This is a genomic window from Kribbella steppae (genome assembly GCF_004342025.1).
In the GTDB taxonomy this organism is placed as follows: domain Bacteria; phylum Actinomycetota; class Actinomycetes; order Propionibacteriales; family Kribbellaceae; genus Kribbella; species Kribbella steppae.
This window is the reverse complement of sequence record NZ_SLWN01000022.1, coordinates 62,488-83,197: the sequence shown is the minus strand read 5'-3', so window position 1 is coordinate 83,197 and position 20,710 is coordinate 62,488. Positions and strand designations below refer to the sequence as shown.

Sequence of the window (20,710 nt, the reverse complement as noted above, 5' to 3'; positions counted from 1 at the left end):
TACCTGTTAAGACCAGATAGGACCAGTGATCGTAGTGGTGTCTGTCCCCGCCCAGGAAACCCAGATGGCGCGCGAGATCGCCGAGCAGCCGGCCGCGCTGGCGGCGACGTTCGAGCACGTTCTGCCACTGCGGCACGACATCACGCGACTGGCCGCGGGGCGCCGGCACGTGATCTTCGTGGCCCGGGGATCGTCCGACAACGCGTGTGTCTACGGCCGCTACCTCACCGAGATCCACGCCGGCCGGCAGGCATCCCTGGCCGCCCCCTCGGTCGCCACCCTGTACGGCGCGAACCTCGACCTGTCGAACTCGCTGGTGGTCGCGGTCAGCCAGTCGGGTGCGACCCAGGAGATCGTCGACACCGCGGAGTGGGCCAAGCGCAACGGCGCCGCGATCGTCGGCATCACCAACGACGGCAACAGCCCGCTGGCTTCGACAGCCGACGTCGCGCTGATCACGCAGGCCGGCCAGGAACTCGCCGTACCGGCGACCAAGACCTACACCACGCAGCTCGCGGCGATCACCGTCGCCGTCGACGCGCTGGCGCAGAGGCCCGGCACCCTGGACGCCGACATCGCCCGCGTTCCGGACGCGGCCTCCAAGATGCTCGAAGGCTCGGTCGAGGAGGCCGCGGGTCTCCTCGCGGGTGCGCACGACGTACTGGCCAGCGGTCGCGGGCTGACCTTCGGTACGACGCTCGAGGTCGCGCTCAAGCTGGAGGAGACCTGCCTCCAGCCGGTCCGCGGTCTGTCGTACGCCGACCTGAAGCACGGACCGATCGCGGTCGTCGACGCGGACCTCGTCACCATCCTGGTCGCCGCCGGCGAAGGGCCCGCCCTGCCCGGCATGACCGAACTGGCCGGCATCGTCCGCGAGAAGGGCAGCAAGATCCTCGGCATCGGCGGCGACCCCACCTTCGCCTCCCGCTGCGACGTCAACCTGGCCGGCCCCGACCTGCCCGAAACCCTGGCCCCCCTCGCCCTCGTCATCCCCGCGCAACGAGCCATCGAGTCCCTGGCCCGCAAACTGGGCCTGAACCCCGACGCCCCCCGAGGCCTCCGCAAGGTGACCCAAACCGACTGACACCGCTCCCCGCCCGCTGGGGCAGGTCTCGAAAGTCGCTGGGAAAAGTGCTCATTTGGTGAGCAGTTTGGGTGGAAGTGTGGTGGTTGTTAACCGGGAACAGCGAGGAAGGACCACCGAGATGTTGCGAGGATTCGCCACCGTCAGCTTCTACGCCGCCGACATGCACGCCGCGCGGGAGTGGTACACGGAGTTGCTCGGCATCGAGCCGTACTTCGCCGTGCCGGACTTCGAGAACCCGGGCTACCTCGAGTACCGCTTCGGCGACCTCGAGTGCGAACTGGGCATCATCGACGTGAAGTACGCCCAGCACCAGGTCACCAACGGTCCCGCCGGCGCCGTCATCCACTGGCACGTCGACGACCTCGAAGCCACCTTCGAGCGCCTCCTCTCCCTGGGCGCAACGGTCGTCGAGCCCATCACCGAGCGAGGCAACAACACCGGCTTCCGCACCGCCTCGGTCACCGACCCGTTCGGCAACATCATCGGCATCATGACCAACCCGCACTACCTCGAGATCCTGGCCGGCCTGAAGGGCTGACCGCACAAGCGCCTTGACCTGGAGTGCACTCCAGGAGGAAGTCTGTAGGGCGTGAACGATCAATCGCCGGGCGAGGAAACCTGCGGGGTCGACGAACTCATTCCGGACGTCGACGAACCGCTCGCCGTCGGGCAAGTCGCCGCATTGACCGGCTTGTCCGCCGACACGCTGCGCTGGTACGAGCGGGTGGGCCTGCTGGAGGGCGTCGCCCGCGACCCTTCTGGCCGTCGGCAGTACACGCAGAAGGACCTACGTCGGCTGGCGCTGCTGATGCGATTGCGCGCGACCAGCATGCCGGTCAGCGAGATGCTGCGTTACGCCGAACTCGCGAAGGTCGGCGCGCCCACCGAACTGCAGCGCAGACAGTTGCTGGAGGCGCACCGCGATCGGGTCCTGAACCACATCGCCGACCTTCACCGCGATCTGGACGTGATCAACCGCAAGATCGCGGGCTACCGGGGATCGCAGGCACCCGCAGTCTCGGCGTAGTCCAGGTGTGCTGGTCGCGGACGACCAGCACGTTGGTCGCGTCACGCATTCGCACGCCCTGATGTCGGGCGCTTCAGAGCCTGACGTTCGACAACTCACCATCTGAGGGAGCACTGCATGCTGTACCGAACCATTGGCAATCGCCGGACCGTCAGCGCCTTGTGCCTGGGCACGATGAACTTCGGCGGTACGACGGACCACGAGACAGCGACCGCGATCCTCGACCGTTTCGTCGCCGCCGGCGGGACGTTCATCGACACCGCCAACAACTACGGCCAATGGACCGGCGACGCCGGCGAGAGCGAGGAACTCCTCGGCCGCTGGATGCATTCTCGAGGCAACCGCGACCAACTGGTCATCGCCACGAAATGCGGCGCCAAGACGACCATGCCCGGCAACCCGGACGACGAATACTGGGAAGGACTCGGCGCAGCAGTCATCGAGTCCGCCGTCAAAGACAGTCTCACCCGGCTGGGCATCGACCGCATTGACCTGTACTACGCGCATATCGACAACCGGTCCACCCCACTGGAAGAGACCGTCGGCGCGTTCGGACGACTCGCCGCCGAGGGCGTCGTCGACCTGATCGGCTGCAGCAACATCACCAGCTGGCGGTTGGAACGCGCGCGACAGCTGGCCGCCGACCAGGGCGTCGCACAGTACTCGGTCCTTCAGCAGCGTTACACCTACCTGTGGCCCAGCCCGTTGGCGCAGGACGGACTCCAACGCCTCGGCAGCCCGCATTTCCCGCACGCCGGGGTAGAGCATTTCGACTACCTCGACGAGCATCGCGACATGACGCTGGTGGCCTACAGTCCGCTGCTGGCCGGCTCGTACAGCCACCCCGAGCGTCCATTCCCGGCTGAGCGCGGGTATGCGCATCCGACCGCCTACGTGCGTTTCGAGGTGCTGCGCCAGGTTGCGCAGGAGTTGGGCGCGACCCCCAACCAGGTCGTGCTGGCGTGGATGCTGCATCAGGATCCGGTCGTCATCCCGCTGTTCGGAGCCTCGTCCGTCAGTCAGCTCGATGAGGCATTGGACGCCGTCGAGATCCGTCTGGACGCCGAGCAGATGGACCGGCTAAACAACGCCTGACTGCGGTGGAGACGCGGCCACCTGGGTGGGGGTTAGAGGTGGCCGCGGTGGGTTAGGGCTGTGGTTATTTGGGTGGCGGTTGCGTGAAGGTGGGGGAGGGTTTCCGTGCGCAGCGAGGCTGGGGTGGAGCGGGAGGCGTGGGCGGAGACGTTGAGGGCGGCGATGGTTCGGCCTCGGGAGTTGCGGATGGGGGCGGCGATGGAGCGGAGGCCCAGCTCTAGTTCCTGGTCGACGAGGGCGTAGCCGTCGGTACGGGCGGCGTCGATGACCTCACGGAGTTTGTCCGGTGACGTGACTGTGCGGTCGGTCAGTGGTTCGGCTTCGACTGACGACAGGTAGGCGGTGAGCTCGTCGTCGGGGAGGTCGGCGAGGAGGACGCGGCCCATGGAGGTTGCGTACGCCGGTAGCCGGGCGCCCACCCCGAGGGCGACGGTCATGATCCGGCTGGTCGGGACGCGGGCGACGTACACGATGTCTGGTAGGTCGAGGGTGGCGATGGAGCAGGACTCGCGGGTCTTCGCGCTGAGCTCCTCCATGAACGGTCCGGCGAGTTCGCCGAAGTCCAGCGACGACAGGTAGGCCCAGCCGAGCGCGAGCACGCGTGGCGTGAGTGAGAACCGCCGCCCGTCGCTCCGGACGTACCCGAGCTCCGAGAGCGTCAGCAGGATCCGCCGCGCCGTCGCGGGGGTGATCCCGACGTCGCGGGCCACCTCGCTGAGCGTCAGTGAGGGCGCGTCCGCCGAGAACGCACGGATCACCGCGAGCCCACGGTCGAGCCCTTGCAGGAACGTACCTGTGGACGCCTCACCGGCCATCGGCTAGCCTTTTCGTTGAAAGAAGAACTTTTCGCTCAGCGAAATCCTAGCGGAGCAGCGCATGCCAAGTCCAGTTCCACTCGGCGAAGCGATCGCGGCGCACGTGCACGACGGCGAGACCGTGGCGCTCGAAGGTTTCACCCACCTGATCCCGTTCGCCGCCGCCCACGAGATCGCCCGGCAGGGCCGCCGGCACCTGACGCTCGTCCGGATGACGCCCGACCTCGTCTACGACCAACTGATCGGGTTGGGTGTCGCGGACGAGTTGGTCTTCTCGTACGGCGGCAATCCGGGCGTCGGCTCACTCCACCGGCTCCGGGACGCGGTGGAGAAGCACTGGCCACACCGCCTCACAGTCCACGAGCACAGCCACGCCGGACTCGCCAACGCGTACGTCGCCGGTGCTGCTCGACTGCCGTTCGCCGTACTGCGGGGATACCGCGGAACGGACCTCGAGGAGCAGCGCGACATCATCAGCCGGGTCACGTGCCCGTTCACGGGTGAGGAACTGGCCGCGGTGAAGGCGGTGAACCCGGACGTGGCCGTGATCCACGCCCAGGTGGCGGACCGCGACGGCAACGTCATGCTCTGGGGGATCACCGGCGTACAGCGTGAGGCGGTGCTGGCGGCGAAGCGGGCGATCGTCACGGTGGAAGAGGTGGTGGACGAGTTCCCGGAGCGGACCGGCGCGGTAGTGCTGCCGAACTGGGTGCTGTCGGCGGTGTGCGTCGTACCGGGTGGGGCGTGGCCGTCGTACGCCGCTGGGTACTCCGTGCGCGACAACGACTTCTACAAGCAGTGGGACTCGGTGTCGCGGGACCGCATTGCCTTCCTCGCATGGGCACAGGAGAACGGCCTGCCGGCAGAGCAGGAGGTGAGCGCACATGCCTGAGAGCTGGGACAGCGCGGACATGATGAACGTCGCGGCGGCACGCGAGCTGCATGACGGCGACGTGTGCCTGGTCGGCGTCGGGCCGCCGAACCTGGCGGCCAATCTGGCGCGGCGGACGCATGCGCCGGACTGTCGCCTGGTGTACGAATCGGGCGCGATCGACGCCAAGCCGCGCAGGCTACCGCTCTCGATCGGGGACGACGACCTCGCCGCCACGGCGACCGCGGTGGTGTCGGTGCCGGAGATGTTCAACTACTGGGTCGGCACCGGGCGGATCGACGTCGGATTCCTCGGAGCCGCGCAGATCGATCGGTACGGCAACATCAACACAACCGTGATCGGTGATCACAGCGATCCCAAGACCCGACTGCCTGGCGCGGGCGGTGCACCGGAGATCGCGGCCGCGGCCGGGCGGGTGATCGTCATCGTCAAACAGTCGCCGCGGACCTTCGTCGAGCAGATCGACTTCGTCACCTCCGTCGGCTACGGCCCGACCGGACGCGAGCGCGAGGCCCGCGGCGCCGGTCCGACCCTCGTCATCACCGACCACGGCATACTCGAGCCGGACCCGCAAACCAACGAGCTGACCCTGACCAGACTGCATCCGGGCGTGACCGTCGAGCAGGCCCGGCGGGCCACCGGTTGGCAGCTGAAGGTTGCCGACAGCATCAAACAGGTCGACCCACCGAGCGAGGTCGAACTCACCGCCCTGCACCGACTGCGCAACCGGGAGCCGGCCGATGCCTGAGTTCATCCACACGTTCCTGCCGGGCCGGGTGGTGTTCGGCGCGGGCACGCTCGACCAGGTCGCCGCGGAAGCCGAGCTGCTCGGGGTACGCCGGGTGTTGCTGATAGCAACCAACTCGGCCCGGGACGCGGCTGATGTGGTCGAGGTCGAGCTGGGGGATCGTTTCGCCGGCCGGATCGACGGAGTGACGCAGCATGTGCCGACCGAGGTCGCGACCGCGGCGCGCGCCAAGGCTCAGGAGACCAACGCCGACGGACTGGTGGCGATCGGCGGCGGGTCGGCGATCGGTCTGGCGAAGGCGGTTGCGTTGACGAGTGGGCTGCCGATCGTCGCCGTACCGACGACGTACGCGGGATCGGAGATGACGCCGGTCTGGGGTGAGACGGCGGGGGGCAGCAAGGCGACGGGGACGGACCCGCAGGTGCTGCCGAGGACGGTGGTCTACGACCCCGTGCTGAGCCAGCACCTCCCGAAGAAGGTCACGGCGGCCAGCGTCGCCAACGCGATGGCGCATTGCGTGGAGGCCGTCTGGACACCCAAGGCCGATCCGATCACCGAGACGACCGCAGTTGAAGGCGTACGAGCGCTCGCCGCCGGACTGCGCCAAGTCCTCCAGGCGCCCACCGACTTGGATGCCCGGAGCAACCTTCTGTACGGCGCCTGCCTCGGCGGATCGGCTCTGGCCACCGCCGGAACCGGCCTGCACCACAAGATCTGTCACCTGCTCGGTGGCACCTACAACCTCCCCCACGCGGAGACCCACGCCGCGGTACTCCCCCAGGTCACCCGGATCAAGGCACCCACCGTCCCGCAGGCCAAAGCCCGCCTGGAGGACGCGCTCCAGACGGACGATCTGGCGGCCGGCTTGTACGACTTGTTCACCGAGGCCGGCATCTCGACCAATCTGAAGGACCTCGGCCTCACCCAGGAGCAGGCACAGGAAGCCGCCCGCGCGTTCGATGCCGATGAGATCCTCACCCGCGCCTGGGCAGGGACCAGGCCCGAAGGAGTGACCCGATGAGACCCGCCTACATCCTGGACGCGGTCCGCACCCCGGTCGGCAAACTGGGTGGCGCACTCGCCGCCGCCCGTCCCGACGACCTCGCCGCCGCAACGCTCAAAGAACTCACAAGACGCACACAGACCGACCCTGCCGAGCTCGACGACGTCTTCCTCGGCAACGCGAACGGCGCCGGCGAGGAGAACCGCGATGTCGCGCGAATGGCCGCGTTGCTGGCCGGTTTCCCGACCAGCGTTCCCGGTACGACGGTCAATCGCCTCTGCGGATCCGGACTCGAAGCCGCGATCCAGGCCGCCCGGGCGATCGAGACGGACGACGCCGACCTGGTCATCGCCGGCGGTGTGGAGTCGATGAGCCGCGCACCCTGGGTGCTGCCGAAACCGGATCGCGCCTTCCCACACGGCAGCATGACCGCGGAGTCGACCTCACTCGGCTGGCGACTGGTCAATCCGAAGATGCCGAAGGAGTGGACGATCTCCCTCGGCGAGGCGACCGAGCTGCTCGCCGACCGCTACCGCATCACTCGCGAAGAACAGGACCTGTTCGCCCTGGAGAGCCACGAGAAGGCAGCCAAAGCCTGGGCAGCCGGCACCTTCGATGCCGAACTCGTGCCGTGGGAGAGCCTCGGCCTCGCCAGTCCACCTCTCGCGAGGGACGAGTCCATCCGCGACGGCGGCACGCCCGCAACCATGGCACGACTCAAACCGGCCTTCAGACCGGACGGCACCGTCACCGCCGGCAACGCATCCACGCTGAACGACGGCGCGTCCGCCGTACTGATCGCGTCAGAAGAGACCGCCGACCGGATGAACATCTCCCCGATGGCGCGGATCGTCAGCAGGGCGGTCCATGCGGTCGATCCGCAGTACTTCGGGATCGGGCCAGTGGAGGCATCACGCAAGGCGCTGCGCAAAGCAGGCATCGGCTGGGACGACCTGACCCTGGTCGAGCTCAACGAGGCATACGCCGCCCAGAGTCTGGCGTGCCTCGGCCAATGGCCGGAGCTCGACCGCGACAAGGTGAACGTGAACGGCGGAGCGATCGCCCTCGGCCATCCGCTCGGCAGTTCCGGTACCCGCATTCTCACCACCCTCGCCCACGAACTCAGGAGGCGCGGCGGTGGCTACGGGCTGGCAACGCTCTGCATCGGCGTGGGCCAAGGCCTGGCGATGGTGATCGAGGCATGAGGAGCAACCAGATGGACCTGCAAGGCGACGACCTGACCGGGGCGGTAGTGGCCAGCTTCGACCACAGCACCGACCCGCGCACCAAGACCGTCATGAGCGCTCTGGTGCGGCATCTGCACGCCTTCGCGCGTGAGGTGAATCTGACCGAGGACGAGTACTTCACCGCGATCGACTTCCTCACCCGGACCGGGCAGATCTCGACCGATACCCGACAGGAGTTCGTGCTGCTGGCCGACGTACTCGGGCTGTCGATGCTCACCGTTGGCCTCGGCAACCCGAAACCACCGGGTGCCACCGAGTCGACCGTGTTCGGCCCGTTCTTCGTCGAAGGATCGCCAGAGGTGCCCCAGGGTGGCGACATCGCGAACGGTGCGCCGGGACAACCCTGTCTGGTGTCGGGGCGAGTCCTGAACACCAACGGCGAGCCGATCCCAGCGGCTCTCGTCGAGACCTGGCAGGCCGACGAGGAAGGCTTCTACGACGTCCAGAAGGAGCTCGACGGCCCACAGAACCGCGGTCACCTGACGACCGATGCTGACGGCAACTATGCGTTCTGGGCGGTGAAGCCGGTCGCCTACCCGATCCCGGACGACGGCCCGGTGGGCGAGCTGCTCCGCGCCGGCGGCCGCGGCCCGATGCGCCCGGCCCACATCCACTTCATGGTCACCGCACCCGGGTACGCCCGCCTGATCACCCACGTGTTCGCCGCCGGTGACGAGTACCTCGCGAACGACGCGGTCTTCGGCGTCAAGGACTCCCTGATCGCCGACTTCACCGAAAAGCCGGCCGGCACCCCTGCCCCGGATGGCAAGACACCTGACCAGCCGTACTACACCGTCCACTACGACCTGGTGCTCGCCACCACCGAGGAGACGCAGTGATCACCACAGACGTGCTCATCGTAGGCAGTGGCCCCGCCGGCGGAGCCGCCTCGCTGTTCCTGTCCACGTACGGCGTCGACAACGTCGTACTGACCAGGTACGGCTGGACCGCGAACACGCCGCGAGCCCACATCACCAACCAGCGCACGATCGAGCTGATGCGTGACATGGGTATCGAGGACCAGGTCCTGGACAAGGGCACAGAGCACGCGCTGATGGGTGAAACCGCGTTCTGCACCAGCCTGGCCGGTGAGGAGATCGGCCGGATCCGAACCTGGGGTACGCACCCGCGCCGGCTGGCCGACTACACCGAGGCGAGCCCCACTCTCCCCTGCGACCTGCCACAGACGCTGTTCGAGCCGATTCTGCTCAGTACGGCGGCCAGTCGCGGCGCGCGGCTCCGGTTCAACACCGAGTACCTCTCCCTGGAGCAGGACGACGACGGTGTCACTGCGACGGTCCGGGATCGGCTGAGTGACACGACGTACCAGATCCGGGCCAAGTACCTGATCGGCGCGGACGGCGGCCGCAGCAAGGTGGCCCAGGACATCGGGCTGCCGATGGCCGGCGCGATGGACATCGAGGGCTCGATGAACATCGTCTTCGAGGCCGATCTCTCGCGGTACGTCGCTCATCGCCCGAGCGTCCTGTACTGGGTGCTGCAGCCCGGTGCGCAGATCGGCGGCATCGGCGCCGGCCTGATCCGGATGGTCCGGCCGTGGAACGAGTGGCTGATCGTCTGGGGCTACGACATCAATCAGCCGGCGCCGGAGGTCGACGAGGCGATGGCGACCGCCATCGTGCACAACCTGGTCGGCGACGACACCGTCGACGTGAAGCTGAAGGGTACGTCGGTTTGGAGCGTCAACCATATGTATGCGGAACAGGCGTCCAAAGGTCGGGTGTTCTGCATGGGTGACGCGATCCACCGGCACCCGCCGAGCAACGGCCTCGGCTCGAACACGTCGATCCAGGACGCGTACAACCTGGCCTGGAAGCTCGCCCTGGTCCTTCGCAATGACGCCTCCCCGAAGCTGCTCGAGACCTACGACGAGGAGCGGGTGCCGATCGCGCGGCAGATCGTGGAGCGGGCGAACAAGAGCCGGACGCAGTTCGGCCAGATCTTCCACGCACTCGGGATGACGCCGGACGCCCCGCCCGGCCGGACGATCGAGTCACGCAAGGACGACACTCCCGAGGGCGTCGCGCAACGCGAGGAGCTGCGGACCGCGATCGAGCTGAAGGACTACGAGTTCAACGCCCACGGTGTCGAACTCGGCCAGCGGTACCGGTCGGCCGCGGTGATCGCTGACGGTACGGCGGAACCGTCGTACGACCGGGATCCGGAGCTGTACTACCACCCGACGACCTGGCCGGGGGCGCGGATCCCGCACTGCTGGCTGACCCGCGGCTCGGAGACCGTCAGCACGCTCGACGTCGTCGGCAAGGGTCGCTTCACCCTGCTCACCGGCATCGGTGGTGAGGCGTGGGTGAAGGCGGCACAGACGGTCTCCGAGCACCTCGGCGTACCGATCGAACCGTTCGTGATCGGGCCGGGCCGGGAGCTCGACGACCTGTACGGCGACTGGTCGCGGGCGCGGGAGATCCCCGATGACGGGTGTCTCCTGGTCCGCCCGGACGCGCACATCGCCTACCGGTCATTCGAGCTCCCCGACGATGCCACCGAGGTGCTCCAGCAAGTACTCACCACGCTGCTAGGCCGCTGAGGATTCGTGTGCCTCCCGCAGGATCCGGTCGAGGATCGCCGAGATCTCGGCGGTCTCGGCGTCCAGCAGGGTGATCAGCGCGACCCGGGACGTTTCGGTGCGCGCCTCCAGGGCCGCCGCGCTCAAGGCGCGCACCGTCCCCAGCTCGTAGATCAACTCGTCCCACAGAGAACTCATCAACTACCCCCTTTCCCGTCACAAACCCAGTACGACATGCACGATGCACGCCGCCCCGCCCGAGTTGGGGCTGGACTTTGGTCGAGAAGCCTCACTTACGTCTCAACAACGCTGGAGCCGCCCCCGAGGTTACGGACTTGTCAGCAATCTCCAGCTGTGCGCCGGCACGACCAGCGGGTCGTCCGCGGTGTCCTCGGCCGTCAGGCCGGCCGCATCGATGGGGAAGCGCTCAGCGTCGTCAGAGATGTTGAGCAGCAGAAGCACGACACCGTCGCCGGTCGACCGCAGCGCGATCGTCTGATTGGTGAGGTGCTCGACCGTCGTCCGTCCCCGGGTCAGCCAGGCGTTGCGCCGCCGTACGCTGATCAGCCGCTGATGCAACCGGTACGTCGGCCAACCGGAAGCAGCCAGCTCCGCCGGAGTGTCCGGGAACTCCGGCCGGATCGCGTCATCGCCGCCGATCCGGTCCTCCTTCAGGCCCTGGAACGCCTGCTCGTCACCGGAGTAGATGCTCGGTATGCCGCCGACCGCGAACAGGATCGCCAGCGCATGACCGAGATGCCGCTCGTCGTCGAGGCGGGTGGCGATCCGGGTCACGTCGTGGTTGCCGACGAACGTCTGCGGCACGAACGTGTCCAGCAGTTCGTCGTGCCGGCCGAGGGCGTAGGCGAGCTCGAAGAAGTTGCCGTCGTTCAGTGAGCTCCAGATCGCCTTCCACAACTCGTACTGCGTGACCGAGTCGAGCCCGCTCTTCGCGACGTACCCGGCGTAGTCACCGTGAATGACCTCGCCGAAGAACCACGCGTCTGGGTACCGCTCCCGCGGCAGCACCGCCCGCCAGAACTCCGCCGGCACGGCGTACGCCACATCGAGCCGCCACGCGTCGACACCACGATCCAGCCAATGACACAGAACATCCCGGACGTACTGCGCCACCGCAGGATGACTGTGATCGAGCCCGACCAGCTGCTCGTGTCCTTCGAACGTGTCGAGCGAACCGTCTGCGTGGCGGCGGAACCACTCCGGCGGCGCGTCGAAGGACCGGGCGACATGGTTGAACACCCCGTCGAGCGCGATCCGCAGCCCGCGCTGATGAGCCTGATCGACAAGCCGGTCGAAGTCGGCATCGTCACCGAGCCGCGGATCGATGCGGAAGTGGTCCACGGTGTCGTAGCCGTGCGTCTCGGACGCGAACACCGGGCCAAGTAGTAGCCCTGAGCAGCCAAGTTCGATCGCGTAGTCCAGCCAGTTCTCCAGCCGGCCGAGTCGATGCGCGACAGACGGACCGGACGCCGCACCCGTGAAACCGAGCGGATAGACCTGCCACCAGATCACGTGATCAGCCCACATGGACAGCCAACTCCTCGATAGTCAGGGCTTCTGGCCGAAGGTGTGCCGGCGGATCCAGGCGTGCAGCGCGATCGCGGCGGCGGCGCTGGCGTTGATGGAACGGGTTGAGCCGAACTGGGCGATCGACAGCACATCAGTGCAGATCGCGTGGGCGTCGGCGGTCAGGCCAGGTCCCTCCTGACCGAAGAGCAGGACGCAAGCCGCGGGCAGTTCATATGTCTCCAGTGGGACCGAGCCGGGCAGGTTGTCGATCCCGATCACGGGCAGTTGGCGCTCGGCGGCGTACGACGCCAGATCCTCGAGGCGCGGGTGGTGGCGGACGTGCTGGTAACGGTCGGTGACCATTGCGCCACGGCGGTTCCACTTCCGGTTGCCGACGATGTGGACCTCGGCGGCGAGGAAGGCGTTCGCAGTCCGGACGACCGAACCGATGTTCAGGTCGTGCTGCCAGTTCTCGATCGCGACGTGGAACGGGTTCCGCTGCAGGTCCAGGTCCGCGACGATCGCCTCGAGCGTCCAGTATCGGTACTTGTCGACCACGTTCCGTCGATCACCGGACACGAGCAGTTCCGGATCCAGCCGCGGATCGTCCGGCAGTTCGCCCTGCCAGGGGCCCACGCCGACCTCACTCGGCCCGACCATGTCTGCACCGATCAGGTCCCGGTTCTCCTCGCCACCAAGCTCACGCACAGGTTGGGACGCTACCCTGTCCGCGTGCTTCCTCTTGTCGCGATGCTGATGCCGAACTGGATGGACCCGGAATACCTGCTGACCTGGCTGGGTGACTGGGCCCTCTGGGGCACGGCCGCGGTCGTGTTCATCGAGTGCGGGCTGCTGTTCCCGATCCTGCCCGGTGACTCACTGTTGTTCGCCGTCGGCCTGTTCATCGCGCACGGCACGATCGACGTGCCGCTGTGGCTGGCCTGCGTGATCCTGACCGTCGCGGCGTTCCTCGGCAACGTGTCCGGTTACTACATCGGCCGAGTGCTCGGGACCACGCTGTTCACCAACCCGAACGCCCGGTTCCTGAAACCGAAGTACATCGAAGAGACGCATGCGTTCTTCGAGAAGTACGGCCCGCGCGCGCTGGTGATGGCCCGGTTCGTCCCGATCGTCCGTACCTTCATCACGATCGTGGCCGGTGCGGGCAAGATGGACCCGAAGAAGTTCTTCGTCTGGACCGGTGTCGGCGCCGTCCTCTGGGCCACCGGACTGACCCTGCTCGGCCACGCCCTCGGCCAGGTCAAGTTCATCCACGAGCACCTCGAGTCGGCCATCCTGCTGATCGTCCTGATCTCCGTGGTGCCGATGGTCGTCGAGTGGTTCCTGGCCAGGCGCCGCCGCGCCGCGGCCCTGGTCACGCCGGTCCATGCCGCGGACCTCGCCGACGCCGTGAGCGCCCCGGACGCCGAGGACACCGCCGACGCCCCGGCCGCCCCGAAGCACACGGCCGGCACGCATCACAGCAACGACTGAACCTCGCGCAGCCGGGCCTACTGACCGAAGGGAAAGTGGGGTTCGGACCAGACCCAGTCGGTGCTGAGGTCGGCGAGCGTGGCTACTTCGACCGGGCCGCTGAGCAGCGGGCCGACCACCTGATCGGATCCGAGTGAACATGCCACCCGGATCCGGTCTGCCGCCTGGTACCAGACCAGCGCCCCCCGTGGCGCCGCCCCCTCCTGGAGCAGGGCGTGATGGTCGAGCCACCGCACTGCGTCGGACGCGTCGTGCCAGCCGCTGTCCTGGGCATAGCCGAAGGCCATCCGCTGGAACTTCAACGGCCAGTCCTGCCAGGCCGCCGACCCCACCCGTTCCAGTTGCCAGTTCAGCGCCGCCTCGGTGTCTCGCGGGTTCGCCACCCGCGCCACGATCCGGCGCTCCACAACAACCTCCCCCCAGGCCATAGCTGTCTCTCCCCGTTTCCCCCGAAACCACCAGGCCTGTTGCCGTGGCAGGACAAATCCTGTCCGACCGGAATACACCCGCCGTACATTCGCAACAGGCGCGAATCAGCCCGCAGCGGTGGTGGTGTCGAAGGTGGCGAGCTCACGGCGGCACTCGGCGGCGCGGACGTCGTTCCCGGCCTGCTGCCAGACCCGTGCCGCGCGGTCGAGGGTACGGCGGGCCGAGTCGAGATTCCCGGTCGACAGGTAGAGCTGGCCGAGGTGCTGCGCGGCCTGCCCCTCGACGCTCCGGTCGCCGAGCCGGTGACCGATGTCGATCGAGTCGAGCAGCATCTTCCGCGCGGCCGCCACCTCGCCGCGCTCCATCAGCGTCTGCCCGAGATCGGCCCGCGTGTACGCCGCGCAGTGGTCGTCACCCATGCCGTTGAAGATCGCCAGCGCCGTCCGCAACTGCCGGACCGCCAGGTCGTACCGCCCCTGGTGGGACCGCAGCGCCGCGATCCGCCGCCGTACCTTCGCCTCCCGGTGGCTGTCGTCGACCCGCCGTACGGCGAGCAGGAACGCCTCGGCCAGGTAGCGCCCCGAGGTCGCCGTGTCGCCGCGGGCCAGCCAGATGTTCGCGATCGCGGTCCGGGCCAGTGCCTCTGCGTTCGCGTTGCCGACCTCGACGAACGCCTCGACCGCCTGCTCGTACTGCTTCAGTCCTTCGTCTCGCCGGCCGCGCTCGCGCAGCCAGGTGCCGAGTCCGACCGCGGCGATGCCTTGCCCGAGCCGGTCCCCGATGTCGGCCGACAGTTGCGCCGCCGCGTCGAGATGCTGCCACGCCGTGTCCCAGTCGTCCTGGTAGAGCGCGAGCTGGCCGAGGTTGCGGTGCATGATCGCCTCGCCGCGCCGGTCGCCGCAGGCCATCGCACTGAGCAGACCCTGCTGGTGCGAGCTGTTCCAGTCGTCGAAACCGGCCCGCATGTCCAGGTACGGCGCCCAGGCGGAGGCGATCCGCCAGGCCTGATCGTGCAACCCGTTCTGCGCCGCGGCCCGGATCGCCGGCACGAACGTACTGCGCTCACTGTCGAACCACGCGATGGCGTCGGTCTCGGTGAACGGTGACGGATCCGGCGCGGTCAGCGGCCCGGTGTGCTCCATGACGCCGAAGTACTCGAAGGCGAGCGCCGCGTTGGCCCGGCGCATCTTGTTCAGGATCGCGTCCAGCACAGTGGTCACATCCCGGACCGCCTGCGCCTTCTGCTCCTCGTCGCCGACCCCGATCGCGTGCAGCCGGAGCAGGTCGTGGACCCGGTAGCGCGCCGTACCGCGGTGGTCGACCGAGCTGATCCGGACCAGATTGGCCTCGATCAGGCTGTCCAGACTGCGTCGTACGGCGGCCGGCGAGGCGACCGCCTCGAGCGCACGGGCCGAGAACACCCCGACAGCGAAGTGGCCGATCAACCGGTAGAGCCGGGCCTCCTCCGGGCTGAGCGCGTCGTAGCTGAGATCCGCACTCGTGCGTACGGCGAGCTCGCCGATACTCAACTCGTCCAGCCGCGAGGTCTCGTCGCGCAGCCGCCGGGCCAGCTCGCGCGGGCTCAGGTCCGGCCGCTGGGCCAACCGGCTGCCGGCGATCCTGATGGCCAGCGGCAGGTTCCCGCAGGCGGCCAGGATCTCCTCGGCCGCGGGCGAGGAGCGGTCGACGCGACCGGCGCCGGCCACCAGCTCGAGCAGGTCAGCCGCCTCGCCATCGCCGAACGTGTCCAGCGCCAAGCTGTCCGCACCGGCCAGGTCCATCAGCCGGTTGCGGCTGGTGACGACCACCGCGGAAGCGCCAGTCCCCGGCATCAGCGGCGTCACCTGGCTCGCCGTCGCGACGTCGTCGAGGAGGATCAGCACCCGCCGGCTGGCCAGCTCGGACCGCAGCATCGCCGACCGCCGCTCGGGGTCGGTGGGGATCGCGTAGTCCGGCAGGTTGAGGCTGAGCAGCAGATCTGTGAGCGCGGCCGCCGGATCCCGCGGCTGCGTCGCGCCGTGCATGTCCAGATAGATCTGTCCGTCCGGGAAGTAGTCCCGGACCAGATGCCCGAGCCGGACCGCGAGCGACGTCTTCCCGGTGCCGGGCGCACCCGAGATGACCGCGATCGGCGGACGGACCGGGTCGCGGCCACAGACGAGGTCGCGCAACCGGTCCACGAGGTGCTGCCGGCCGCTGAAGTCGGGTAGATCGAGCGGCAGTTGACTCGGCGGCCGCTGCGGATCCGTCAGCTCCGGCGCCGCCATCGGTCCCGGCGGTACGACGGCCGGCCCTTCGCGTTCCGTCGTACGCGCGGCTGGGATGCCTGGGTTCGGCCAGTTGGCCGACCGGCCGTTCTCGGCCCGGGCACCGGCCGCCTCGAGCTCGGGGCTGGGCTTGATGTCGAGCTCTTCGGCGAGCGTCTGCACCGCCTTGGCGTACGCGGCCCGGGCCTCACCGACCCGGCCGGCCGCCAGGAGCGCGTCGACGAGTCGCCGCCACATCTGCTCGTCGTACGGGTCCTCGGTGAGCCGCGCGCTGAGCAGAACCGCCGCACCGCTCGCGTCGCCGTGCTCCAACCGCAGGTCCAGAAGTACGTCGACCAGGCCGCGGTGCTGCGCCTCCAGGCGGGCCAGTGAGCCCTCCCACGCGGCCGGGATCGACAGGTCCTCGAGCGGGCGGCCGCGCCAGAGTGAGTGGGCCCGGGACAGCACCTGCATCGCTTGGCGGCTGTCACCGGCGTCGCGGAGGTGACCGCCTTCCGCGAGCAACGACTCGAACAGACTGGCGTCGAGCTCGTCGACACCGACCTCGATGCTGTAACCGGCCGCCGAGGTGTCGATCGGAGCGGGCAACCCGGCATCCTGCAGGACGCCGCGGAGGGCCCGGACGTAGGTGCGGATGTTCGCCGTCGCGGAGCGGGGCGGGCTGTTCTCCCAGAGGGCGTCGGCGATCAGATCGGTCGAGACGAACCGGTTGGGGTGCAGCAGCAGCGTTGCCAGCAGCTGACGCGGCTTGGCGGCCCGGAGCGGCTGACCCTGGACATGGATGAGGCGCAGAGGTCCGAGGATTCCGTACCTCAGACTGTCCACTCGCCTGCCCTCCACTCTCGAACCGACCTATCGTGGCATCCCTGCGTACCCGCCCGGAAGCCCGATGTACGCCGGATGTATCTCAGTGCGGCACTGTTGACACAGGTACCGGGGGGAGGGCAGGCCCGGGCGTGGCGACTGACCGCCGTCGCACCCGGGTCTGGCACTGGTTGGGAGTTTGGGGTCGGGGGGCCTGGACCACGGGAAAACCGGTGCCTATTGGCCACCGGTGAACGGCGGCTGTCCGTCCTGCGGGCTGGGGGAACTCGCAGGCGGGCCGCCGACCGGTGGCTGGCCCTGGTACGGCGGCTGGCCTTGGTACTGACCCGGCTGGCCTGGGTTCTGGCCCTGTTGCTGCTGGTAGGCCGGGAACTGCGGCTGGCCCTGATAGTTGCCCTGGTCACCCGGAATCTGCGGGTGGATCTGCCCCGACGACTGCGGCCCGGCCTGCATCTGCGGCGGCGCCTGCTCGCCGGCGACCGAGCCGATGGTGCCGAACGAGACCTGCGGTACCGAGCGCACCTGCTCGTCGTTGACCTCGAAGTAGCCGGCCTTCTCGAACTTGAAGCCGTTCGCGATCAGGTTCGACGGGAACGCCTCGACCCGGGTGTTGTAGTCACCCACGTTGGCGTTGAAGAACCGCCGGCCCGCCGCGATCCGGTCCTCGGTGTCGGTCAGCTCGCGCTGCAGGTTGAGGAAGTTCTGGTTCGACTGCAACTGCGGGTACGCCTCGACCGAGATCATCATCTGACGCAACGCACCGGACAGCTCGCTCTCCGCTGCCGCGCGCTGCTCCGGCGGGGCGCCCTGCACGTTGACCGCCTGGGTCCGCAGCCGGGCGACCTCCTCGAACACGTGCCGCTCGTGCGCGGCGAACGCCCGGACGGTCTCGACCAGGTTCGGGATCAGGTCGTAGCGACGGTGCAGCTCGACGTCGATCTGGCGCCAGGATTCCTGGATCAGGTTCCGCTGCTTGACGAACCGGTTGTACGACACGATCAGCGCGATTCCCAGAATCACGACGACCGCGACGATCGCGATGATGACGAAGGTCAGCATTCCCCTGCTCCCGAGTGTTGGCGATGCTCAGGTGCGACTCTACGGGTCGTCGGGTCCGCGGCCTGCCCAGCGCGGGCCGCAGGCGGCTCAGTAGCCCTGCTGCTGGCGGGGGTCGACGCCGGCGTAGTCGCGCCAGACGTACGGCGGGACCTGCTCGACCACCTGTTGCAGCAGGGACAGGCGGTTCATCACCTCGGTCGGGTTGTGCGCACCCTTGTCCCAGCCGACCAGCGAGTTGCCCTCGACCCGCCAGCCGATCTCGCCGCGGGCCAGCAGCAGCTCCATCATCCGCGGCGTCACCACCGCGTGCCCGAACCGCTCGTTGTCCGCCTTCACCCGGAACGCCCGGTTGAACTGGTCGCTCTCGAACTGGATGTCGCGGAACCCGAACGCGTTCGCCACCGCCCCGCCGAAGATCCCCTCGTGGGTGACCTCCAGATGCGGCAGCGCACCGGGCAGTTGCACGACGACGACGCCGAACTTGTGCGTGGTCGTCGTACGACGGCCCTTCGAGTCGGTCGAGTGCGTCTGGTAGCTGTAGTCGAAGGCAACCATCTGGTGGCCGTTGAACGCGCCGGACAGCACGTTCTTCACCTGCCAGTGGTCACCGGTCTGGAACGGCGTACCCGCCCACTGATGGGCCAGCGCGTTGTTGTGCGGCAGGTACGACCAGCCCTGCTGCGCGGCGAAAGCCGCGAACAACTCGCGGCGCTTCTTCGCCGCCAGGTAGTTGAAGTAGAAGATCCCACCGCCGACGACCAGGGCGATCAGGATCAGCAGGACCGGGCTGATCTCCATCAGCCGAGACCCAGATCCTCGAGACCGAACACGGACCGGTACTCCAGCCCTTCCGACTCGACCTTCTCCCGTGCCCCGGTGGCGCGGTCCACGATCACCGCGACGGCGACCACCTCGGCACCGGCCTCACGCAGCGCCTCGACCGCGGTCAGCACCGAGCCGCCGGTGGTGGACGTGTCCTCGACCGCGAGCACCCGGCGGCCCTTCACGTCCGGGCCCTCGATCCGCCGCTGCAGACCGTGCGTCTTCTCGGCCTTGCGGACGACGAACGCATCGAGCGTCCGGCCTTGTTGCGCGGCCGCGTGCAGCATCGACATCGCCACCGGGTCCGCGCCCAGGGTCAGTCCGCCGACCGCGTCGTACTCGAGATCCTTGGTCAGCTCGAGCATCGCGGGGCCGATCAGCGGGGCCGCGGCCGCGTCCAGCGTGATCCGGCGCAGATCGACGTAGTAGTCGGCTTCCTTCCCCGACGCCAGCGTCACCCGGCCGTGCACGATGGCCTTGGTTTTCACCTGCTCCAGCAGACCGTCCCGATCGAAGCTCATGGGTCTTGAGCTTAGATCAGGTACCGGTCAGCTCTGGGAAGTGATCGCATCCGGCCTACTCGTCGAGTGGTGCACTGGGCAACGTGACAGCAGTTACTGCTCGTGGCTGCGAAGCGCCCTGCAACAGCAGACCCAATACCAGAGGGTTGAGCTGCAGCCGAGCAGTCTGGGACTGAAACAGCTCGCGTGCATAGGGGTATGCAGCGAAGAAGCCAGTCGAATTCGCGATCGCCTCCGCGGCCTGCTCGTCAGGCTCGAACCCGTCGAGCACCTCATAGTCGACCACGAAGACCGCAGCGAGCTCCGCTACTGCTACCTCTTCCTTATCTGCGAGTTCCACTCGCCAGTGGAGACGGTTGGCCATGAATGAGCGGCTCACAGCGAATGCGACCTCGGAGGAGACCTTCGCCGCCACCGGCTCTCCGCCGACCTCCAGCCGCTTCCCACTGAACTCAACCGGGCGAATGTTGGCTAGCTCGCAGTGAGCGAGCATCGTCTGCATCCGCGCTTGTAGCCGCTCATCATCCACAGCGGCTAAAGATGCTGATACGGCACGCTCAGCCTCAGAGGCCGGCTGCATCTTGCGCACCATGAGTCACTGGAACGGTAATTTCCTCATGCCTAGCCTTAGTCCACTCAGGGACCGCGCACAAAGCCGGCTGATCCAACCAACGCTTCCGCAACCGCTGCAGCGCCTTCGTTGCATCGGTGACCTCCACCATCGATAGCGGTCGAATGTCGGGACAGGGAACCGAGTTTTCAGTCAACCATTGGTACACATCGCTGGCAGCCCAGACCCTGACCCGATCGCCGACAGAATCAACAGCGGCCGGGAAATTACCTGGACCGCGCTTGCCAATACTCCAGAGACGAACCGTCTCGCGATTGAGACCCAGAAGTTCAGCAATATCTGAAATAGCCATGAGTGAAAACTCGACACGAATGGGCTCTGACGTACTGTCGACCGATCTAATTGTCTCGGCCAAGCGTTCTACCGCCTCGACCGCGGAGTTGGCAGACACCACGTCACTCACCTTGGTTCGACCTTCACTGGCGACGAACACGGCGCCTGGCGCCACAGACGCAATAAGTTCCATTCGATCCAAGTCTTCGATGTCCAGCTGGACGTAAGCCACCGACACTTCGTAGTTAGGCATACTCTCCCCCTGTTGCGCAGGGCGCTCTTCCTGCGGCATCCACCGTAGCATTCGATGTTGGCATCTGCCAACATCGACTTAGAGCCCGGCCAGCAGCGTCCGAGCTTCGGCACGAATGACCTCGCATCGACCGCGCAGGAGCCGCGC

22 protein-coding genes are annotated in these 20,710 nt (G+C 67.8%); 11 read left to right on the top strand and 11 right to left on the bottom strand.

Translation table 11 applies throughout. The features are described from left to right. Positions 1-64 precede the first annotated feature (64 nt). From EV652_RS41060 to EV652_RS41045, 4 genes are all read left to right on the top strand, one after another. Complete coding sequence (locus EV652_RS41060; RefSeq protein WP_132215970.1) at positions 65-1,084, top strand: SIS domain-containing protein; 1,020 nt, start codon at positions 65-67, stop codon at positions 1,082-1,084. A gap of 121 nt (positions 1,085-1,205) precedes the next feature. After that, complete coding sequence (locus EV652_RS41055) at positions 1,206-1,625, top strand: VOC family protein (RefSeq protein ID WP_132215968.1); 420 nt, start codon at positions 1,206-1,208, stop codon at positions 1,623-1,625. Positions 1,626-1,676: 51 nt separating this feature from the next. Next, positions 1,677-2,114: a MerR family transcriptional regulator gene (locus EV652_RS41050; RefSeq protein ID WP_199238693.1), complete on the top strand. Its 438-nt coding sequence runs from the start codon at positions 1,677-1,679 to the stop codon at positions 2,112-2,114. A gap of 117 nt (positions 2,115-2,231) precedes the next feature. Beyond that, positions 2,232-3,209: an aldo/keto reductase gene (locus EV652_RS41045; protein WP_132215966.1), complete on the top strand. Its 978-nt coding sequence runs from the start codon at positions 2,232-2,234 to the stop codon at positions 3,207-3,209. A 32-nt stretch (positions 3,210-3,241) separates the two neighbouring features. Here the strand turns inward: EV652_RS41045 and EV652_RS41040 are convergent, their stop codons facing one another. Continuing rightward, the gene (locus EV652_RS41040; RefSeq protein WP_132215964.1) at positions 3,242-4,024 is read right to left on the bottom strand and encodes an IclR family transcriptional regulator domain-containing protein; all 783 of its coding nucleotides are present in this window, start codon (positions 4,022-4,024) and stop codon (positions 3,242-3,244) included. Between the two features lie 61 nt (positions 4,025-4,085). Between EV652_RS41040 and EV652_RS41035 the strand changes: the two genes are divergently transcribed. Genes EV652_RS41035 through EV652_RS41010 form a run of 6 tightly spaced genes read left to right on the top strand, consistent with a single transcriptional unit; the run spans position 4,086 to position 10,480 of the window. Continuing rightward, positions 4,086-4,916 (top strand): CoA transferase subunit A, encoded by an 831-nt coding sequence (locus EV652_RS41035; RefSeq protein WP_132215961.1) that lies wholly within the window; start codon positions 4,086-4,088, stop codon positions 4,914-4,916. After that, positions 4,909-5,664 (top strand): CoA-transferase subunit beta, encoded by a 756-nt coding sequence (locus EV652_RS41030; RefSeq protein WP_132215959.1) that lies wholly within the window; start codon positions 4,909-4,911, stop codon positions 5,662-5,664. Before EV652_RS41035 ends, EV652_RS41030 begins: the two co-directional genes overlap by 8 nt. Further along, complete coding sequence (locus tag EV652_RS41025; RefSeq protein WP_132215956.1) at positions 5,657-6,685, top strand: maleylacetate reductase; 1,029 nt, start codon at positions 5,657-5,659, stop codon at positions 6,683-6,685. Before EV652_RS41030 ends, EV652_RS41025 begins: the two co-directional genes overlap by 8 nt. Then, positions 6,682-7,872: a thiolase family protein gene (locus tag EV652_RS41020; RefSeq protein WP_132215953.1), complete on the top strand. Its 1,191-nt coding sequence runs from the start codon at positions 6,682-6,684 to the stop codon at positions 7,870-7,872. Before EV652_RS41025 ends, EV652_RS41020 begins: the two co-directional genes overlap by 4 nt. Continuing rightward, positions 7,869-8,753 carry an intradiol ring-cleavage dioxygenase gene (locus EV652_RS41015; RefSeq protein ID WP_132215950.1) on the top strand — a complete coding sequence of 295 codons (885 nt, stop codon included), beginning with the start codon at positions 7,869-7,871 and terminating at the stop codon, positions 8,751-8,753. Before EV652_RS41020 ends, EV652_RS41015 begins: the two co-directional genes overlap by 4 nt. Beyond that, a complete protein-coding gene (locus EV652_RS41010) occupies positions 8,750-10,480 on the top strand; it encodes an FAD-dependent oxidoreductase (RefSeq protein WP_132215947.1) in 1,731 nt (576 codons plus the stop codon). The genes EV652_RS41015 and EV652_RS41010 overlap by 4 nt, the downstream gene beginning before the upstream one ends. On the opposite strand, the gene EV652_RS45635 is transcribed toward EV652_RS41010, so the two are convergent. The 3 genes from EV652_RS45635 to EV652_RS40995 all read right to left on the bottom strand — a co-directional run bounded on the left by EV652_RS45635 (position 10,469) and on the right by EV652_RS40995 (position 12,649). Next, positions 10,469-10,657, bottom strand: coding sequence for a hypothetical protein (locus EV652_RS45635; RefSeq protein WP_132215944.1), 189 nt, complete (start codon positions 10,655-10,657; stop codon positions 10,469-10,471). The two genes, EV652_RS41010 and EV652_RS45635, sit on opposite strands and share 12 nt — an antisense overlap. 129 nt (positions 10,658-10,786) lie before the next feature. Then, positions 10,787-12,007: an alpha-amylase family protein gene (locus EV652_RS41000; protein WP_199238692.1), complete on the bottom strand. Its 1,221-nt coding sequence runs from the start codon at positions 12,005-12,007 to the stop codon at positions 10,787-10,789. Between the two features lie 21 nt (positions 12,008-12,028). After that, positions 12,029-12,649, bottom strand: coding sequence for a TrmH family RNA methyltransferase (locus EV652_RS40995; RefSeq protein ID WP_132216071.1), 621 nt, complete (start codon positions 12,647-12,649; stop codon positions 12,029-12,031). A gap of 72 nt (positions 12,650-12,721) precedes the next feature. Here EV652_RS40995 and EV652_RS40990 point away from each other — a divergent pair, with 72 nt between their 5' ends. Continuing rightward, complete coding sequence (locus EV652_RS40990) at positions 12,722-13,483, top strand: DedA family protein (protein ID WP_242002316.1); 762 nt, start codon at positions 12,722-12,724, stop codon at positions 13,481-13,483. Between the two features lie 17 nt (positions 13,484-13,500). On the opposite strand, the gene EV652_RS40985 is transcribed toward EV652_RS40990, so the two are convergent. From EV652_RS40985 to EV652_RS40955, 7 genes are all read right to left on the bottom strand, one after another. Further along, positions 13,501-13,911 carry a hypothetical protein gene (locus EV652_RS40985; RefSeq protein WP_132215938.1) on the bottom strand — a complete coding sequence of 137 codons (411 nt, stop codon included), beginning with the start codon at positions 13,909-13,911 and terminating at the stop codon, positions 13,501-13,503. A 105-nt stretch (positions 13,912-14,016) separates the two neighbouring features. After that, positions 14,017-17,004 (bottom strand): AfsR/SARP family transcriptional regulator, encoded by a 2,988-nt coding sequence (locus EV652_RS40980; protein WP_132215935.1) that lies wholly within the window; start codon positions 17,002-17,004, stop codon positions 14,017-14,019. Positions 17,005-17,220: 216 nt separating this feature from the next. Beyond that, positions 17,221-18,063, bottom strand: coding sequence for a LemA family protein (locus tag EV652_RS40975; RefSeq protein WP_242002315.1), 843 nt, complete (start codon positions 18,061-18,063; stop codon positions 17,221-17,223). Positions 18,064-18,150: 87 nt separating this feature from the next. Beyond that, a complete protein-coding gene (locus EV652_RS40970; RefSeq protein ID WP_242002314.1) occupies positions 18,151-18,861 on the bottom strand; it encodes a hypothetical protein in 711 nt (236 codons plus the stop codon). Beyond that, positions 18,861-19,406, bottom strand: a complete 546-nt coding sequence (gene pyrE, locus EV652_RS40965; protein WP_132215932.1) for an orotate phosphoribosyltransferase — start codon at positions 19,404-19,406, stop codon at positions 18,861-18,863. The genes EV652_RS40970 and pyrE overlap by 1 nt, the downstream gene beginning before the upstream one ends. Positions 19,407-19,461: 55 nt before the next feature. Next, positions 19,462-19,998, bottom strand: coding sequence for a hypothetical protein (locus EV652_RS40960; RefSeq protein ID WP_132215929.1), 537 nt, complete (start codon positions 19,996-19,998; stop codon positions 19,462-19,464). Further along, positions 19,970-20,602 (bottom strand): helix-turn-helix transcriptional regulator, encoded by a 633-nt coding sequence (locus EV652_RS40955; RefSeq protein WP_132215926.1) that lies wholly within the window; start codon positions 20,600-20,602, stop codon positions 19,970-19,972. Before EV652_RS40955 ends, EV652_RS40960 begins: the two co-directional genes overlap by 29 nt. Positions 20,603-20,710: the final 108 nt, after the last annotated feature.

Excerpts from the sequence above, each read along its gene's own strand:
- EV652_RS41060 (WP_132215970.1), top strand. The coding sequence starts at position 65 with ATGGCGCGCGAGATCGCCGAGCAGCCGGCCGCGCTGGCGGCGACGTTC.
- EV652_RS41020 (WP_132215953.1), top strand. The coding sequence starts at position 6,682 with ATGAGACCCGCCTACATCCTGGACGCGGTCCGCACCCCGGTCGGCAAA.
- EV652_RS41045 (WP_132215966.1), top strand. The coding sequence starts at position 2,232 with ATGCTGTACCGAACCATTGGCAATCGCCGGACCGTCAGCGCCTTGTGC.
- EV652_RS41035 (WP_132215961.1), top strand. The coding sequence starts at position 4,086 with ATGCCAAGTCCAGTTCCACTCGGCGAAGCGATCGCGGCGCACGTGCAC.
- EV652_RS40975 (WP_242002315.1), bottom strand. The coding sequence starts at position 18,063 with ATGCTGACCTTCGTCATCATCGCGATCGTCGCGGTCGTCGTGATTCTG.
- EV652_RS41055 (WP_132215968.1), top strand. The coding sequence starts at position 1,206 with ATGTTGCGAGGATTCGCCACCGTCAGCTTCTACGCCGCCGACATGCAC.
- EV652_RS40960 (WP_132215929.1), bottom strand. The coding sequence starts at position 19,998 with ATGGTGCGCAAGATGCAGCCGGCCTCTGAGGCTGAGCGTGCCGTATCA.
- EV652_RS40970 (WP_242002314.1), bottom strand. The coding sequence starts at position 18,861 with ATGGAGATCAGCCCGGTCCTGCTGATCCTGATCGCCCTGGTCGTCGGC.
- EV652_RS41030 (WP_132215959.1), top strand. The coding sequence starts at position 4,909 with ATGCCTGAGAGCTGGGACAGCGCGGACATGATGAACGTCGCGGCGGCA.
- EV652_RS41040 (WP_132215964.1), bottom strand. The coding sequence starts at position 4,024 with ATGGCCGGTGAGGCGTCCACAGGTACGTTCCTGCAAGGGCTCGACCGT.
- EV652_RS41000 (WP_199238692.1), bottom strand. The coding sequence starts at position 12,007 with ATGTGGGCTGATCACGTGATCTGGTGGCAGGTCTATCCGCTCGGTTTC.
- EV652_RS40985 (WP_132215938.1), bottom strand. The coding sequence starts at position 13,911 with ATGGCCTGGGGGGAGGTTGTTGTGGAGCGCCGGATCGTGGCGCGGGTG.
- EV652_RS45635 (WP_132215944.1), bottom strand. The coding sequence starts at position 10,657 with ATGAGTTCTCTGTGGGACGAGTTGATCTACGAGCTGGGGACGGTGCGC.
- pyrE (WP_132215932.1), bottom strand. The coding sequence starts at position 19,406 with ATGAGCTTCGATCGGGACGGTCTGCTGGAGCAGGTGAAAACCAAGGCC.
- EV652_RS40995 (WP_132216071.1), bottom strand. The coding sequence starts at position 12,649 with ATGGTCGGGCCGAGTGAGGTCGGCGTGGGCCCCTGGCAGGGCGAACTG.
- EV652_RS40955 (WP_132215926.1), bottom strand. The coding sequence starts at position 20,602 with ATGCCGCAGGAAGAGCGCCCTGCGCAACAGGGGGAGAGTATGCCTAAC.
- EV652_RS41025 (WP_132215956.1), top strand. The coding sequence starts at position 5,657 with ATGCCTGAGTTCATCCACACGTTCCTGCCGGGCCGGGTGGTGTTCGGC.
- EV652_RS41015 (WP_132215950.1), top strand. The coding sequence starts at position 7,869 with ATGAGGAGCAACCAGATGGACCTGCAAGGCGACGACCTGACCGGGGCG.